17 protein-coding genes are annotated in these 16,406 nt (G+C 64.1%); 4 read left to right on the top strand and 13 right to left on the bottom strand.

Going from position 1 to position 16,406, the window contains the following annotated elements:
• Nucleotides 1-22: 22 nt before the first annotated feature.
• The 7 genes from NY08_RS24665 to NY08_RS24635 are packed head-to-tail and all read right to left on the bottom strand — an operon-like array spanning nt 23 to nt 6,708.
• Nucleotides 23-1,393: an FAD-dependent oxidoreductase gene (locus tag NY08_RS24665; RefSeq protein WP_045199342.1), complete on the bottom strand. Its 1,371-nt coding sequence runs from the start codon at nt 1,391-1,393 to the stop codon at nt 23-25.
• A complete protein-coding gene (locus tag NY08_RS24660) occupies nt 1,390-2,022 on the bottom strand; it encodes a hypothetical protein (protein ID WP_045199340.1) in 633 nt (210 codons plus the stop codon). The genes NY08_RS24665 and NY08_RS24660 overlap by 4 nt, the downstream gene beginning before the upstream one ends.
• Before the next feature lie 13 nt (nt 2,023-2,035).
• Nucleotides 2,036-2,740 carry an ABC transporter ATP-binding protein gene (locus NY08_RS24655; protein ID WP_032394949.1) on the bottom strand — a complete coding sequence of 235 codons (705 nt, stop codon included), beginning with the start codon at nt 2,738-2,740 and terminating at the stop codon, nt 2,036-2,038.
• Nucleotides 2,737-3,459, bottom strand: coding sequence for an ABC transporter ATP-binding protein (locus NY08_RS24650; protein WP_032395095.1), 723 nt, complete (start codon nt 3,457-3,459; stop codon nt 2,737-2,739). The genes NY08_RS24655 and NY08_RS24650 overlap by 4 nt, the downstream gene beginning before the upstream one ends.
• The gene (locus NY08_RS24645) at nt 3,456-4,505 is read right to left on the bottom strand and encodes a branched-chain amino acid ABC transporter permease (protein ID WP_045199337.1); all 1,050 of its coding nucleotides are present in this window, start codon (nt 4,503-4,505) and stop codon (nt 3,456-3,458) included. Before NY08_RS24645 ends, NY08_RS24650 begins: the two co-directional genes overlap by 4 nt.
• Nucleotides 4,502-5,491: a branched-chain amino acid ABC transporter permease gene (locus tag NY08_RS24640; RefSeq protein WP_045199335.1), complete on the bottom strand. Its 990-nt coding sequence runs from the start codon at nt 5,489-5,491 to the stop codon at nt 4,502-4,504. The genes NY08_RS24645 and NY08_RS24640 overlap by 4 nt, the downstream gene beginning before the upstream one ends.
• Complete coding sequence (locus NY08_RS24635; RefSeq protein ID WP_045199334.1) at nt 5,488-6,708, bottom strand: ABC transporter substrate-binding protein; 1,221 nt, start codon at nt 6,706-6,708, stop codon at nt 5,488-5,490. Before NY08_RS24635 ends, NY08_RS24640 begins: the two co-directional genes overlap by 4 nt.
• Before the next feature lie 210 nt (nt 6,709-6,918).
• Between NY08_RS24635 and NY08_RS24630 the strand changes: the two genes are divergently transcribed.
• Together NY08_RS24630 and NY08_RS24625 are read left to right on the top strand one after the other, a co-directional pair.
• Nucleotides 6,919-7,707 carry an IclR family transcriptional regulator gene (locus NY08_RS24630; RefSeq protein WP_045199332.1) on the top strand — a complete coding sequence of 263 codons (789 nt, stop codon included), beginning with the start codon at nt 6,919-6,921 and terminating at the stop codon, nt 7,705-7,707.
• The gene (locus NY08_RS24625) at nt 7,704-8,531 is read left to right on the top strand and encodes an HpcH/HpaI aldolase/citrate lyase family protein (protein WP_045199330.1); all 828 of its coding nucleotides are present in this window, start codon (nt 7,704-7,706) and stop codon (nt 8,529-8,531) included. Before NY08_RS24630 ends, NY08_RS24625 begins: the two co-directional genes overlap by 4 nt.
• A 58-nt stretch (nt 8,532-8,589) precedes the next feature.
• Here the strand turns inward: NY08_RS24625 and NY08_RS24620 are convergent, their stop codons facing one another.
• Nucleotides 8,590-10,017: an MmgE/PrpD family protein gene (locus tag NY08_RS24620; protein WP_045199327.1), complete on the bottom strand. Its 1,428-nt coding sequence runs from the start codon at nt 10,015-10,017 to the stop codon at nt 8,590-8,592.
• Nucleotides 10,014-10,826 (bottom strand): cyclase family protein, encoded by an 813-nt coding sequence (locus tag NY08_RS24615; RefSeq protein ID WP_045199325.1) that lies wholly within the window; start codon nt 10,824-10,826, stop codon nt 10,014-10,016. Before NY08_RS24615 ends, NY08_RS24620 begins: the two co-directional genes overlap by 4 nt.
• A gap of 178 nt (nt 10,827-11,004) precedes the next feature.
• Here NY08_RS24615 and NY08_RS24610 point away from each other — a divergent pair, with 178 nt between their 5' ends.
• The gene (locus tag NY08_RS24610) at nt 11,005-12,372 is read left to right on the top strand and encodes an MmgE/PrpD family protein (protein ID WP_082073938.1); all 1,368 of its coding nucleotides are present in this window, start codon (nt 11,005-11,007) and stop codon (nt 12,370-12,372) included.
• Here NY08_RS24610 and NY08_RS25365 read toward each other — a convergent pair.
• The 4 genes from NY08_RS25365 to NY08_RS24590 form a co-directional block, all read right to left on the bottom strand.
• Nucleotides 12,369-12,899 carry an LpqN/LpqT family lipoprotein gene (locus NY08_RS25365; protein ID WP_052683934.1) on the bottom strand — a complete coding sequence of 177 codons (531 nt, stop codon included), beginning with the start codon at nt 12,897-12,899 and terminating at the stop codon, nt 12,369-12,371. The two genes, NY08_RS24610 and NY08_RS25365, sit on opposite strands and share 4 nt — an antisense overlap.
• Nucleotides 12,896-13,633, bottom strand: coding sequence for a hypothetical protein (locus tag NY08_RS24600; protein WP_144407426.1), 738 nt, complete (start codon nt 13,631-13,633; stop codon nt 12,896-12,898). Before NY08_RS24600 ends, NY08_RS25365 begins: the two co-directional genes overlap by 4 nt.
• Nucleotides 13,634-13,839: 206 nt before the next feature.
• On the bottom strand, nt 13,840-14,823 hold the full coding sequence (locus tag NY08_RS24595; protein WP_045199320.1) for a WXG100 family type VII secretion target: 984 nt from the start codon (nt 14,821-14,823) through the stop codon (nt 13,840-13,842).
• Nucleotides 14,820-15,119, bottom strand: a complete 300-nt coding sequence (locus NY08_RS24590; RefSeq protein WP_052683933.1) for a type VII secretion target — start codon at nt 15,117-15,119, stop codon at nt 14,820-14,822. Before NY08_RS24590 ends, NY08_RS24595 begins: the two co-directional genes overlap by 4 nt.
• A gap of 156 nt (nt 15,120-15,275) precedes the next feature.
• Here NY08_RS24590 and NY08_RS24585 point away from each other — a divergent pair, with 156 nt between their 5' ends.
• Nucleotides 15,276-16,394 (top strand): YbfB/YjiJ family MFS transporter, encoded by a 1,119-nt coding sequence (locus NY08_RS24585; RefSeq protein WP_045201109.1) that lies wholly within the window; start codon nt 15,276-15,278, stop codon nt 16,392-16,394.
• The last annotated feature ends 12 nt before the right edge of the window (nt 16,395-16,406 follow it).

Raw genomic sequence — 16,406 nt, 5'->3', positions numbered from 1 at the left:
ATGGTCCTTTCGAATTTCTTCTCTAGAGTTCTTTGGTTCGGAGTGAGCTTGCCGCGAGGTAGGCCAGTCCGAGTGCCGGGAGCAATCCGTTACCGGCGAGGTACCCGGCAGCACCGTGGCCGGAGATGCCCATCGCGGCACCGCCCGAGGCGAACAGGCCGGTGATCGCCGAGCCGTCGGTTCGTAGAACACGTGCGTTCTCGTCCACGACGAGCCCGCCCTGCGTATGGAACAAGGCGGGCACGATCTTGATGGCTGCATACGGACCGGTGAGCGTGTGCCCGAATGAGCTGCGGCCGAACGGATCCGAGTCCTCTCCCGAGGCATACCTTTGCACAGCGGTGAGTTCCTCCACCACCGCCGCAGGTGGGAGCCCCGTTGCGGTCGCCAGGCCGTCCATATCGTCGGCCCATACTGCCGCACCCGAGTCGACGGTCTGTTGGAAGTCTTTGAACGACATGCACTTGTCGTAGATCGACCGGTCGATGACGACCCAGCCCTCGGATCCGGGTCTGGCGGCCAGAATGGCCGCATACTCCGAGTAACCTGTCGTCTCGTCACCGAACCGGCGTCCGGAGGTGTCGAGCACGATGCCGCCGTGCATCACCGTCGCCCATCCGACAAGCGTCGTGGCCTGCTTGGACAGTGCAGCATGCCCCTGGTAGGCATCGAGATACGCCGACTCGGCACCGAGACGACGGCCGATGGTGAGCGCATCGCCCGCGGAGTGCTCGCTGCCGTGATACCTCGCAGCGGCGATCTCCGGTACGTGCTCCGCCACCATGGCCGCGTTGGCACCGTAGCCGTTGGTGGCCAACAGAACTGCACGGGTAGGAACGACGTCGACGCTGCCGTCGGGCATCGTGATCGTCACTCCGTCGACAACCCCGTCGGAATCGACTGACACGTCGGTCAGTCGCGCGGGTGTCAACATATCGATGCGCGGCTCGTCGGCGACCGCTCGCGCGAGGTGCTCGAGCATCCCACTACCGTGGCGGCCTTCGACTGTATGACAACGCAATTGCGAGTGCCCCGGGTACGAGAAGTCGGTCACGAGAGAGAGCGGCAGTCGGACGTGATTGGCGAGCCACTCGACCAAAGTGGCACTGACTTCGGCGAGAGCCGACGCCAGCCGATGGTCTGCACTGCCTTTCGTCTTGCGCATCACGTCGTCGAGGAACTGCTGCGGCGAGTCCTCGATTCCGGCCTCCCGCTGCCATCGTGACCCCGCGCCGGGAATCATCGCGGTCGACATCGCGGTGTTGTTGCCTCGCTTGAAGTGCGCACTGGCCTCGACGACCAGCACGTCGAGGCCGAGCTCGGCGGCGCGGAGCGCAGCAACGAGGCCGCCGCCCGCGCCGGCCACGATCAGGTCCGGGCCGTCCTCGCTCACGCGGACACCTGCAGTTCGGATCGCAGACCCAGTAGCCGTAGCGCAGTGGCGGTCGGGTCCACCACTTGCGGCGACGCGGGTGGATCGACGAGATCGACGGCCGAGCACGCATTGATTGCGATGGTGCACCGGAGCTTCCTCGCGTGCTCCGAGACCGCTCTCCCCCAGGCCCCGGTGTCGGCGATATCGTGCACACCGAGCCCGAGTACCTGGGTTGCCTCGGCGACGACCCCGTAGAACGCGAGCCGGCGATCCATCTCCGCAGCGATCACATCGTTGCGGGCGAGCGCGCCGATTCGATGCCCCTGGGACGCGTAGAACGATGCCGTCAGCCGGGTCAGGCCGTAGAGGGGCCGGATGAACGAGTCCGCCTCTTCGGCACAGGGATCGAGCACGCAGTCGGGCAGAAACCCATCCGCTTCCGTGTCGTGCACAGACCCAAATGCAGCAGACAGCACCTCCTCCGACCGTCTGACGTCACGTTCGGTGTCCAGTGCGCTCGGCGCGTCGGACCCGATGTTGCGGAGCTCGACGGTGATCCCTGCGGGAGAAAGGTGGTCGTACCGACCCTGGCGCCGCTGCAATTCTGCCGCGTCGACGTCGATCGGGGTGAAGGCCAAGAGATGCATGTGAAGTGAACTCCTAAATACCGAGGTAGGCAGCTTTGACCCGCTCGTCGTGTGCCAATTCGGATCCGGTGCCGGTCAACACGATCGATCCGCTCTCGATGACGTAAGCGCGATCGGAGATCGCGAGTGCCTGTGCGGCGTTCTGTTCGACGATCAGCACGGTCACGCCCGAATCACGGATTCGCACGATAGCGTCGAGCACTTGAGCAGCGAGCTTGGGAGCGAGCCCGACCGACGGTTCGTCCAGCGTCAGAACTCGCGGCTTCGACATCATCGCGCGACCGATGGCGAGCATCTGCTGCTGACCGCCGGACATGGTGTCGGCCCGCTGTTCGCGTCGTTCGGCGAGAATCGGGAACAGTGCGTAGACCTGGTCGAGGGATTCCTTGACGCCGCTGCGCTTCTGGGTGTACGCACCCATCTCCAGGTTGTCGGCGACGGTGAGACTGCCGAACAGAGCTCGGTCCTGTGCGACGTGCACGAGTCCAGCCCGGACGATTCGATCCGCCCGCATTCCGTGAATAGCGTTGCCGTCCAGCATGATCGTACCGCCGGAGGTGGACACCATACCGGACAGTGCGCGCAGCGTCGTCGTCTTGCCTGCCCCGTTGGCACCGATCAAAGAGACTATCTCGTGTCGGTCGACCGCGAGGTTCAGCCCGTGCAGGATTTCCAGACGACGGTATCCGGCGTGCAGGTTGTCGATCTCGAGCATCATGCTGTTTTCTCCTCACCGAGGTACGCCTCGACGACACGGTCGTCGGCAACCACCGTGCGTGGGTCACCCGAGGTGAGCACGGCACCTTCGTGCATGACCACCAGGCGCTCGGACAGGGCCATCACCGCGGCCATGATGTGCTCGACGAACAGCACCGTCTGGCCCTCCTGGTGCACTGTGCGCAGCAGTTCGATCATCGGTGCACGCTCGGCTGGGACCAGCCCGGCGAGAACCTCGTCGAGGAGCACGACACGCGGCTCCATGGCCAGTGCGCGCGCGAGTTCGAGTCTCTTCAATCCCGCGGTCGACATGGCCGAGACCTTGCCGCCGACCTGATCGGACAACTGCACACGATCGAGAACATCGAGGGCATGACGCCGCGCATCCCTGCGTGACTTGCGCTTCGACAACGCGGCGATGGTGACGTTCTCCAACACCGACATCGACTCGAACGGGCGCATCAGTTGGAACGTGCGGACCAGTCCGGCGCGCGCTATCTTGCTGGCCGGCCAACCCGTGATGTCGGTACCGTCGAAGATCACTCGGCCCGTGGTCGGTGGCTGTTCACCCGACAACAAGGAGAACAAGGTCGTCTTACCTGCCCCGTTGGGGCCGATGATCCCGAGGAATTCGTGCTCGGGCACATCGAGGCTGACATCGCGCACCGCATGGATACCCGAGAACGACTTGCTCAGGTTCTCGATGCTCAACAGGCTCATCGGTTCCACCTCTCACGGATCGTGCCGAAGATTCCCTTGGGTAGGAAGATCACGATCGCGATCAGAATCACCGAGTACGCGGCAACGTCCAATCCGATTGTTCCCTGCAGGAATTCGAGGAAGGCGGGTGGGTTTCGCAGCAGTTCGTTGATCAACTCGGACAGCGGCCCGATCACGGCAGCACCGATGACCGGTCCCCAGATCGTGCCGATGCCACCGATGACGGCCGGAACGATCGCTTCGACGGAGACCGCCGAACCGAAGGCCTGCTCCGGTCCGACGAAGAAGTAGTACTGCGTGTAATAGACACCTGCGACGGCGGTCAGCGCACAACTCGCCGCTACGGCGATCAACCGGTACTTCATCGTGTCGATACCGAGTGACGCTGCGGCGGTTTCGTCGTCGCGGGTGGCTTGGACGAACTGCCCGGCCCGCGAACGGGTGTAGAAGATCGTGCCGAGAACGGCGAGGGCCAGAATGACGAGTGGAATCCAGACGTAGTTGGGGCTGCCCTTCTCGAACTGCAGCATCCACCACGAATCCCGTGGCAGGATCGGCACGTTGAATCCCTCGGTCTTGTTGAAGACTTCGAGGTTCTGCACCAGCAGCAGGAACATCTGCGCGAAGGCGAATGTGGCCAATGCGAAGTAGGACCCGGCCAGTCGGTAGCGCAGACACAGGTAGGCGATGAGCGTTCCCACCACCGCCGAGATGATCGCCGCGAGGATCATCGAGACCCACGGCGAGACGCCGCGTTCGACCAAGAGATACGCACCGGTATAGGCACCGATTCCGAAGAAGGCGGCGTGGCCGAAACTGAACATGCCACCGAACCCGCTCATGATGTTCCACGCCACGGCCATCACGGCGAAGATCAGCGTGCGAACGGCAACGGTCTGTGCCTGCTCACCGAGCATCAGCGGCAATGCCGCAACCACGACGAAACCGATGGCGAGCGTGATCAATTGGCGTCGGAGCCAGGTGTCCTTCAACCGTGGATCGTGCTGCACCGGAGTGGGTGCGCTTGTTGTCGTTGTCGTTGTCATCGGCGAGCTCCGTACAATCCTTCGGGCTTGAGAAACAGGACGAGGACGAACACCGCGAAGACGAGGATCAGCGAGCCTGTTCCCGGTAGATACAGCGCACCGACGGTCTGCACGAGGCCGATGACGAGGCCACCGACCATCGCTCCCACGACACTTCCGAGTCCACCGAGAACCACGATGACGAACGCCAGGATGGTGAACTGTTCTCCGACCGACGGCGTGAGACTGGTGAACGGTGTCATCAACCCGCCGGCGACGGCGACGCACGCGGCACCGATACCGAAGGTGAGCGCATAGACCCTGCCGATGTCGACGCCCACGAGTTTCGCGCCTTCGGAGTTGGATGCGACTGCGCGAATGGACAATCCGAGCGGCGTCCGCTTCAGCACCGCGCTGAGCGCGACGGCGACCAGAGCGGCACCGATGAACGCCACCACGCGCGGCCACGACGCCACCGCACCGAGAACGTCGAGGGAACCGTCGATCGGTGCCTGGACCGATTGTGGTCGCCCGCCGAAGATCATCAGCAGCACGTTGATGATGAGCAGAGACAGGCCGAGGGTGACGAGCAAAGGTCCGTCGTGGCTGCCACTGATGGTCAGCTTCGTCAGCAGAGTTGCCTGAACGACCATGCCGAACAGGAACATCACCGGAACTGCCAGCAGTGTCGCGACGTAGACCGGCAACCCGGCAGTGGACAGCGCGTACACGATGTACATCGCCATCGTCAGCATCGCGCCCTGAGCGAAGTTCACGATGCCGAGAACGCCGAAGATGAGCGTCAGTCCGACCGAGATCAGTGCGTACACGCCGCCGAGCAGAAGCCCGGAGACGACCGACTGCGTGACCAAGCCCTGATCTTTACCACCGACGAGGTAGATCACCGCCATGATGACGACGATCGCTGCTGCGACCGGGATGCCGGGGTCGATCCCGGCCAGACCTCGCTTACCCGTCTTCTCCGCAGTCGAGGTAGCCGCCGTCACTGGCCGGATCCCACGGGGAATTCGATTGCGTCCGTCGCGAACTCCTCGGGAAAGACCTGTGCGATTGCACCGTCGCGGACCTGCATGACAATGACGGTTGCGTTCTTGTTCTGCCCGGTCTCGTCGAATTCGATCGGTCCGCTGAACGCGAGGAGCGGGTCGTCGATCGAGACGCCGGAAATCGCCTCGCGCAGATCTTCCGGGTCACTGGAGGCTCCGTCGTTCAGACCCGCCGCGATGACCTCGACCGCCTGGTAGGACAGCATCGCTGCCGTCTCCATCGGGCGTCCGTACTGGGCCTCGAACCGCGTACGAATGTCGGTGACGCGGTCGCTGGTGGCGTCGAAGTGGTAGTTGGCGCTCAACACACCGTCGCCGGCCGCGCCTGCGTCGCCGGGAAAAGAGCTGTCGTCGAAAGCGCCGTTGGCAATTCCGTAGACACCCTTGACGTTCAGATTCAGCTGCTCGACGGCGCGGGCGATCAACAGACCGTCCGGGTAGTAGCCGGTGGCGACTATGACGTCGGGGTTGGATACTGCAGCCTCACGCACCTGTGTGGTGGCGTCGGAGAAATTCGTTGCGGGATAGGTGATTTCCTGCACCGACGAGATTCCCTGGTTCGCAGCCTCGGCCTCGAATGCGTTGAAGACACTGTCGCCGAACGATCCTTCGATGTGCAGGTAGGAGACTCGATCGATGGCCTGACCGGTCTGCTCTTCGATCGCGGCGAGCGCCTTTGCACCGTCGGTTCCCATGCTGGAGGCGTTCGGCTGCATGCGGAAGGAGTACTGGTACCCCTGGTCCAGGATCTTGTCGTCCACCGCCACGTCGATCACGAGCGGTATCCGCGATCGTTCGGCGACAGAGGCGACATTCTGCGTGACATCGCTCTGGTACGTGCCGATGAGCGACACCGCGCCGTCGTCGATCAGTCGCTGCGCCTCGCTCTGTCCGACCTCTGCTTTGCCCTGGCTGTCACCCGATACCAACTCCAGTTGCCGACCGTCGAGGGACGAAATGCCGCCTGCTGCATTGATATCGGCCACCGCCAGTGCAGCACCGTCGTTCATCAGACCGCCCACACCTGCCAGCGCTCCGGTGGTGGGATGAACCGATCCGATCTTGATGGGGCCGGAGTCGTCCGAACCGGTGGACGAACCACACGCTGCAGCACCCACGACGGCAACGGCCGTCAGCACACCTACGAGCTTCTTCATTGTCGAATCTGCCTTCCGCGCCTACCGGCGCCGAGTCGAACCACTGGGCGGAACCAACCGTTCCGCTGAGCGCACCATCAGATTGATGATTGATCTCGCTGGAATCGAGTATGGCACGCATCACGGGCTCAGAACAGGCTCTTCCGTCAAATTCTTGTTACGGGTATGGTTCGCTCAGCGGAACGCATGCACATCCGAAAGGTGGCACTTATGGTCAGCAGGCCAGTACTGGAGACATCGACCGGCACCGAGTCGGCCGATCGTGTCGCCGACGTGCTCATCGCATTCGCCCAATCCGATCGCGCACTCGGCGTATCGGAAATCGCTCGAACGCTTGGGCTGAGCAAGGCTGTGGTGCACCGCATTCTGCAATCGCTCGCATCGCGGTCGATCGTGCAGCCCGTCGCGGGCGAGTCGACGTATTCCCTCGGTCCCGCCGCGATCGGACTCGGAACCAAGGCCTGGAGCCAACTCGACGTGCGGTCCATCGCCGCTCCGGTATTGCGTGCGCTCCGTGCGAACACACGTGAAACTGCCACGCTGTCGGTACTCGTCGGGCACCGCCGCGTCTATCTCGATCAGTACGAGAGCCCGCAGGAAGTGAAGATGGTCGTCGAAATCGGCCCGCAGTACGCATTGCACTCGGGAGCGTCGAGCCGAGCGATCCTGGCGTTCCTCCCCGACCGATTCGCGGAGGAAGCCTTCCAGGAACTCCGCAGCACCACCCCTGACGCCGACGAAACCCGCTTCCGCGCTCGCCTCGACGACATCCGCACCAACGGGTACGCGACCTCGACGAACGAGCGCAATACCGGTGCAGCATCGATCGCCGCTCCCTTCTTCGACGCCGCGGGCCACGTCCTCGGTTCGGTCAGCTCGTCCGGTCCGGCCTTTCGCTACTCCTCCTCAGCGGACGACGAGCACATCGTCCACGCCGGCCAGGTCGTCGCCGCGGCTCGATCGATCACCACCATCCTGGAAGCGCGAGCAGCCCGATGATCCCTACATCCGCCCGATCGTTCCTCTACGTCCCCGCGAACAAGCCGCAGCTGTTCGACAAGGCGGTGCGCGGACAGACCGACGCGGTGATCATCGACCTGGAGGACGCAGTTCCGCTGCCGGACAAGGACCGAGCGCGCAACGAGGTCGCACAGTGGTTGGCGTCGAGGTCATCCACCGACACCCAGATCTGGATTCGGGTCACCCCTGAGTTCATGACGCAAGATCTCGAGGCCGTCGCCGGAACCGGAGTCACCGGCATCATGGTGGCGAAGTGTTCGACCGAGTCCCTGACACGTGCGGACCGATTCCTCGACATGCGCAATCTCCCCGACATCGAGCTGATCGGCCTCATCGAAACAGCTCACTCCTTGCGCGCTGTGCCGGAGATGGCTCGATGCAACAGGGTTCGAACCTTCGGGGTCGGCGAGGTCGACCTACTCGCCGACCTGCGGATCACACGATCGGAGCACACCGAATCGATGATCGACGCCATTCGGTTGAACGTCGTGATCGACTGCGCTGCAGCGGGATTGGCCGCACCGATCGCTCCGACGTCGACCGACTTCCGCGATCTGGACGGATTCGTCACCACCACAGCGCGTTTCGTGCAGATGGGTTTCCGCGGCCGGACGGCATTGCACCCGAGCCAGGTTCCGATCATCAATGCCGCACTCACGCCGTCGACGGACGACGTGGCTGCAGCCCGCCGACTGGTGGAACTGTACGACGTGGCCCAGGGTGGTCCGACCGTCGACGACAACGGCAGATTCGTCGACGAAGCAGTGGTACGGGGCGCGCGGGAAATCCTCGCCCGGGCCTGAGCCGGTCGCACTGCAGCTCGGGCACCGCCATACGAGTGGACGGTGCCCGAGGACTGTCCTATTGCTGCGTGGTCGATTTCAGATCGGTCAACGGAGCAAGCAGTGTTCCGATGTCGGTCAGGTCCCCGAGCCGATCGCATCGACCGGCCAATTCTTTCAGTTCGACGTCGGAGAGGAACGGCCCGGCATTGCTGGTGAACTTGGTCGAGACCTCACCGAACGACAGCGGCCGTTCGGGTCCTCCGCGCGTGGTCAACACCTCTTCGACCACGACCGTTCCGTCGGTCAGTGTTGCGGTCAGCACCGCCGGGAACTGATGGGGGAAAACGGCATCACACCGGGCATCCGGCACCACGTCGACCTTGGCCATCAGCGCACGCCGATCCGCCGACTTCGCCAACTCGTCCGTGTAGTCCTCGAGCGCAGCACCGAGTCCTCCCCCGCCCAGCAGCCCGACCACAACCGCGTAGGGGCCGCTGAACTGAGCCATGTATCCGGTCTCGGGCGTGCGCTTGACGTCGATGGGTTCACCGATCGTCCGCAGGTTCGCCGCAGGTACCCCCAGCTCCAGCTTCTCGATCTGCTCCGGACCGATTCCACGCGCGCGAAGGGCTGCTCCCGCGTCGATCGCAGCATGGGTGAAGTGATTGGCCGGGTACGGCTTGAAGAAGATTCCTGGAACAGCCCACTCGGAGCCGAGGCCGTTCAGGATTTCCTCGGCTCGGCCCGGTTCGTGCAACCAGGCCTGGAAGAAGCCGAACCGTCCTTCCAGGACGGTCGGCGGTCCCGTTATCCCGTGTCGCGCAAGCCCGGCTGCAGACAGAGCGGAGTGCGCCGCCCATCCGCAGTGCATACGCTTGACCGTTCCGCCGGTGCGGTTGGCCTCGATGATGCCCGACGCCATCGAGGCCGCGATACCCAACGTGTCCACGATCTGTTCCTCGGATGCACCACCGATGACGGCTGCAGCCACGGCGCTGCCCATGGCACCGCAGATCGAGGTGGCGTGTTGACCGTGCTCGAAGAACACCGAATTCTTGGTCTCCGGATCGAACCCCGCCATTCCGATTCGCACACACACTTCCAGCCCGATCGCGATGCCACGCACGAGTTCTCGGCCGTCGGCTCCGTGCTCTTGAGCGGCCGCGAGTGCCGCAGGCACCACGCTGGCACTCGGGTGCAGGATCGACGGCAGATGGGTGTCGTCGAAATCGAGCGAGTGCGCGAGCACGCCGTTGACGAAGGCGGCCATGGCAGGCGGGAGTGCAACATCGAGTCCGACGGCGGACGCCGTTGCCGACCCACCTTGTTCTCGTGCCCACGCGGTCGCGGCCCGACTGGTATCGAGGTCGGTGGCAGCCACTGCAATTCCGAGTGTGTCCAGTACTCGCATCCCCACAGAGGCGACGACTGCTTCGGGGAGATCGTGGTAGCGGGTGGTCGCGGCGAAATGCGCTATGTGCTGCGCGAGTGTGCGTTCGGTCATGCGGACCTCACCGCCAACGGCCGGACCGGCGAACCCGTTGCGCCGAAGATGTTCAGCGGCACGAGGAGGAACGTGAACTCGAAGAGTTCCTGCTGCGAGAGCTCTTCGAGGTCGAGCGCCTCGATGATGTAAATTCCGCTCTCCACCAGAAGAACTCGATGCGCAGGTAGCAGACCGTGGCCACTGCCGGGAGCGAGCCGCTCGAACGCGATCGTGTCGGCACCTGCAGCGTGTACGCCTCTGTCCGCCAGCCACTGCGCGCCTGCTTCTCCGACTCCGGGAACACCGGACGGTCCGCCGACGTAGGGCAGCCCTTCGGCGAACAACTGCCCCCAGCCGCTGCGAATCAAGACGACATCGCCGGCCCCGATCTCGACACCCTCTGCTGCACATGCCGATTCGAGATCGTCGACGGTGATCTCGTATCCACCCTCGCAGCGGCCGACACCGAGGAGCCTCGGAATGTCCAGCAGCACACCGCGGCGGATCATGGGCTCGATGGTGTGTACTCCGTGTTCGACGTATTTCCCACCGAGGCAGGACTGACCTGCGTCGGCCCCGCCGTGCAGTTTCCCGTCCTGGCTGACGTGAGCAAGAGCGTCGATATGGGTACCCACATGCGTTCCGGTGGTGATCATGTCGTTCGCGGCACTGCCGCCATCCGCTCGGGTCATGTCACCGTGCCTGCGCGGCAACGTGTGCCAGAACTGCGGATGATTGGGTGACTGCGGCATGCCGACCCTCAGTTGCCTACCGAGATCGACTGCGTGCACGCCCCCCTGGACGGCACGAAGAAGTTGATCGGACATTGCTTCATCTCCTCGTTCGACGCTGAGCAGTCACCTCACACCAGCGTGATGTCGTTTCGCTAGCCGGAACGCTTGGAGGCTTCCGAGAAGTGCACCGGCGGCAGGATGAGCGTAGCAGTCCTCCGCCTACCCGTCTCGATCATTGACTCTCCGATTTGCAACCTTCTACAGTCCACGAATGAATGGCTCCAATTCGTTTCGCTCAACGGAACATATTGCCGCGGTAGACCGCCTGGCTGCCGTGATGGTCGATCTCAGGGGCGCACCGTTGCCCGCACCGCTGAACGACCGGGCCCGGTTGATCCTGTTCGATCTGCTGGGTGTCACGCTCGCCGGTGCCCGCTCCGCCGAGATGGTCGAATTGCGAAGGAACTGGACTGCAGAAACTGGATCGACGCACCCGATCGGCGGGAGCGTAGGCACTACGGTCGACACTGCGTCCGAGCTCGACGCGATCGCATCGTGTTGCCTCGAACTGGACGAGGGCAACAAGTACGCCGCCGGTCATCCTGCTGCGCACGTGCTCCCCGCGGCCATCGCTGCCACCAGACTGGCACCGACGCCGATTTCGGGTTCGACCTTTCTGACGGCCATCGTGGCGGGATACGAAGTCGCCGCTCGATTCGGCTGGGCACTGAGCCGCAACAGCTCCTGGCACACCCATGGCCACTGGGGTGCCACCGGTGCAGCCACGGCGGCGGCATTCATCCACGGTGCCGGAGCCAGCGAGGTTGCCGCGGCGATCGACTCGTCGTCTGCCCTGGTGCAGGTGGCACCGTGGGCAGTGGTCCTCGACGGAAACTTCTCCCGCAACCTGTGGATCGGCGGTGCAGCGCGGGCAGGCTTGAACGCGGCCAGGCTGGCCCGATCGGGGGTGGTGCACAACTCGGGTGCCATCGAGCACACCTTGGGTGCGATCGTCGGGACCTTGAACATCGCCCGACTGACCGAAGACCTCGGCGATCGATGGCTCACGCTCGAGGGCTACACGAAGCAGCACGCGAGCTGCTCGTACACGCACGCCGCCGTCGACGCCGTGCAGAGCCTGCGCTCGAATGCCGAATGGTTCGCAGACGACATCGAACGTGTGCGGGTGCGCACGCATTCGTTGGCAGAACCTCTGTTTCGCCGACATCCTTCCAGCAGGCTGGGCGCTATGTTCTCGCTGCCGTTCGTCGTGTCCGCCGCATTCGTGTCCGACGCGATAGACGTCGAATCGCTCGATCCCCGTAGTGCGACTTTCGCGTCGGCCGAGTTGTTCAGCGCTCGAGTCGACGTCGCGTCGTCCCCCGAACTGGATGCTCTACTGCCCGAGCGTCGAGCCGCCGAGGTGACGATCGAATTCGAGGACGGAAGTTCGGTCTCCGCGACCACCCCTAATCCGGTCGGCGACATCGACCATTTTCCGATGGACTACGCCGCGCTGCGAGCCAAGATCTCTCGCTTGGTCGGCGAATCCGATACCACCGTTCTCGAACACATCGTCGATGCCCTCGGTGCGACGGAGGACGTGGCGGCACTGTTGCTCCAGCTGCCCAGGCACTAGCGTCGCCCGATACGCATGTCCTCGATCAATTCGTCCGCGGCGCAGGACAGTTTCTGCCGTAGCGAATCCGGCACGGTGACCGTCACCTGAATCAGATACTGATCGACGATGTGGTGGACCACGACGTAGCGGGTCCGGGCGAAGAGCAACCGGCCGTCGCAGTCGTAGCGACCTGCGATCGAGACTGCCGGTAGAGCACGGAACGGGTCTCGGTCGTGACCGATCTCGACCCATCCGGGCAGCGCCCGGGAGTCACCGAAGCCGCAGTCCAGCAACGATTCCGGATGAACCGATCGACTGAGCTTGCCGACCAGGACCACCACGTTCGGAACGAATCCGTCGATTGTGTTGGCCGGCGAGCACAGCACCGCGGTGGCGTGCGGGAACAGGTGCTCGGCAACGACCTCCCAGTCTGGTTGCGTCGAGAGCTCGAGCCCGAACCGGTCGCACTCGTCGCGGTGCACCGGCACCAGTTCGACACCCTCCTGCTGGAGAAAGGTTTGTATCGTCCTTTCTGCAACCGTCACTGGACAGCATTCCTTCCAGCGGAGATCGACGCGGCTCGGTCGGCGCGGATGCGCTCGCGCAGACCGGGTGGACGCAGCAATTCACGCGCGTCGTCGTGGCCCAGTTGCGCACGAGCCCAGGGATTGTCGCGACACCATTGCAACAGGGCATACAACGAGTTGGGCTCGACTTTCTTCTCGCACACCATCAGCGTCAGTTCCTGATCCGATTCGCTGTCGGCTGCACGGTACGCGACTCGGATAGTGGGGTACCAGTGCGGATGTGACAGGGCCGGATTCGGATGCGTCTGCGGTTGCAGCTCGACGATCCCGTCCCACGGCACGACCGTGACGGCTGTGGTGACCTTCCACCCGCGGCGACGATGGATCTCTTCCACAATGCCATCGGGATGCAGTGAAATTCTGGTCCGGTTGACGATCAACACACTGAGGGCGAAGAACAGCAGCAATATCGGAGCGCCGAAGTGCGACATGACTACGATCTTCAGCTGGTGACGCGCAGCACCTACGGGTTCGTCTGCTCTCCATTGGACGTAAGACACGCCGGCCACCAACGCGAATGCAAGTATTCCGCTGCGGTACAACACATTTCCCCGCCCCGGCACTGCCACGCCTCGGCCGACTCCGGCGACGTTCACCGGTCGCACGAAACGTGAAAGCCGGGCAGATCCGATGCCGGACAACAATACTGCGAGGGAGAGCGGCAAGAGCATCAGCAACGTCAGCCACGACATGAAGAGGAGTGTGTCCGCGTCGATTGTTCTCAGCAGCCCGGAAGTCACGATTGTCGCCGCAAGGACGGCAGACAGAACGCCGAGAGCTACGAGCCACCCCAGGTGAACACTGCGCCACGTTCTCACCCACAGTGGATACTTCTGCCCTACCACGCTATTGATCAGCACGTCCTCACGCTGTGGCGTCCGACCGTCCCTGCATTCGCTCATTTTCCCGCCGCCTCGAACAGCGTGTCTACTCCATAGCTGACAAGTCCACCCAGTGCGATTCCGGCAGCAGCGCCGACCACGGTCCCAGGTCCCGGAACGACGGAACCCGCCATGCCACCCAGGACACCGAACGCCCAGGTCGTAACTGCTCCCGCGGCAATCGGTGTGGCCTCGACGATGACGGCTTCGGTCGGGTCCATGCCGTCGTCGATATTGTCGGCGATTCCGGGGATCGCTCCGGCCACGGAACCGAACACTCCCAGACCGCGTCCGATGTTCTTGGCAACATCGTCGACGGAATCGACGCCGGGCAATTCGAGCACCCTTCTCGTCACGTCGCTCATACCCGAGATCACCGACGAGGCCACGGTGCTGGGCCAGTCCGGCATCCAGGAGAACGATCCGTCCGGATTCTCCACGACGTTCCCGGTCGCGCTGCCGAGCGCGAGTTCGGTCAAGTGCTTGGTGGGTTCGGCCAACTGCTGGGCAGCGTCGATCGCAGCGCGCTCGGCCTGCGACAGCGCCCCCTGGATGTCTCGTGTCAATTGTGCTGCAGCAGAGCGTAGTTCGTCGGCCTGGCGCGCCTTCTCCTCGCCGAGCCCGTCGGGGATCAGCGCGATCATTCCCTCGGGATCCACCACACCGTCGGCTCGTACGGCGAACCCGCTGGCCGTCGCTGCCGACACCTGCGCCTGCAGGTGCGCCTTTGCGGCCTCCACGATTCCGGCTGCGCTCTCGAATGCCTTTCCGAGCGAATCGATCTCACTGCACACCGAGCCCATCCGGGAGCACTCGGCAACCACGCGTTCGGCTGCGGCGTCGGCTGCTTCGCCGGTCCAGGTCTCGGCCAACGCGTCCTGCTCCTCGAGCACTCCGGTGCGCTGGCCGTTGACGCGCTCGACGATCTCCGACAGTTCGATCATCGTCTTGCGCATGGACTCCGGCTCCCACCCCGCGACATGCGGGACCGTCGGGGTCATTTCGGCCGGTCCATGGCATCGAGCCGGCGGGCGAGTTCGTCGTCGGTGATCTCGTAGTTCTGCGCGACGCCGCGGGCGATGTCTGCGACGCATTCCGCGCGCCCGGCCAGAGCTGCAACAGCTCCGGCCGCTGCAGCCGCCGCCGCCGCGCAAGCTGCGTGGAAGTCGCTACCCTGCAACGCATTCTCCGATTCACGGAACGGTGCAAGAGCATCCAACTCACGGATCACCCCGCCGGTCGCCGACAACATATTCGAGAACTGCCGCAGGATCACTGGATCCACATTCACTGTCATGACGCTCCCCCGAGTCGCACCGTATCGACGCCCGGTGTTTCGGCGTCATGGGGTTTGACGCCTGTGGGCTCGGATCGGTTCCCGTCCGGTCCGATTCCGGGGTCGTGAATGCGGCGGGTACCGTTGGCCCGGCTAACGATATAGGGGGTGCTCGCCATGAACGGCCGTCGACTGTCGTTCGCTGCCGCGGCCGGACTCGCGGCCGCGATGGGCGTCGGACGATTCGTGTTCACGCCGCTGCTGCCGATCATGGTCGATGCATCGGAGGTCACGCCGAGCAGCGGTGCCGTAATCGCGACCGCGAACTACGCCGGCTACCTCGTCGGAGCAATCGTGTTGTCAGTGCGCCCGTCGATCAACACGACGACATCGTTCCGTCTGTGGACAGTGATACTCGTCGCCAGCGAGTTGGCCATGGCCGCTGCCCATTCCACCGCCGCGTTCTCCGCACTGAGGTTCCTGGCAGGCCTGGCGAGCGCAGCGGTTTTCATCGCGTGCGCGAGCACCGTCACGAAGCATCGCGCCGACGGCGCTTCCCCCGGTATCGCGTTCGGCGGCGTCGGCGCAGGCATCGCGGCGTCGGGAATTCTGACCCTGCTCGTCGGACCGCACCTGTCATGGGAGGCGCTGTGGGTGTGCTCGGCGCTCCTGACAGCGGTCCTCATCGCCCCGGCGTGGACGCTACGGGTGCATCCCGAGCCCGCAGCGCGGGCTGAACCCGGCGACATCGACCACAAGACCCGGACCGTCTGGCGGACGTTGCTGTTCGCGTACTTCCTCGAAGGTCTCGGTTACATCATCGTCGGTACGTTCCTCGTGGCGGCGGTCGGTGGCCACGGCAGCACATCGGTGGGTCCGGCGGTGTGGATCGTCGTCGGATTCGCCGCGGTACCGGCGACTGTGTTGTGGCAGTCAGTCGCCCGCCGAACCAGCACGCGCAACGCCCTGGTGGCAGCGTTCGCGTTGCAGTCGATCGCAGCGGTACTCCCCGCCCTGACCGGAAACACCGTTGCTGCCGTGTTCTCGGCTCTGCTGTTCGGCGGAACGTTCATGGGCATCACGATGCTGACGATGAGCACCGCACAGACACTGCCCATCGGACGTACTGCGGCAACACTGACCGCGTTCTACGGCGTCGGACAGGTTCTCGGCCCGCTGATCGTCGCACCTGCGATCGGCGACTCCTATTCGATCGCCTTCGCAGTCGCAACCGGCGTGCTGATCCTCGGGACCGCCGGGGCCGTACGGGTGTCCGGACTGACCGCATCGCGATGAGTACGGCTCGCT

The organism is Rhodococcus sp. B7740, assembly GCF_000954115.1.
GTDB lineage: Bacteria > Actinomycetota > Actinomycetes > Mycobacteriales > Mycobacteriaceae > Rhodococcoides.
Note: the sequence above shows the minus strand (reverse complement) of the source record. Positions and strands in the feature narration are given on the sequence as shown.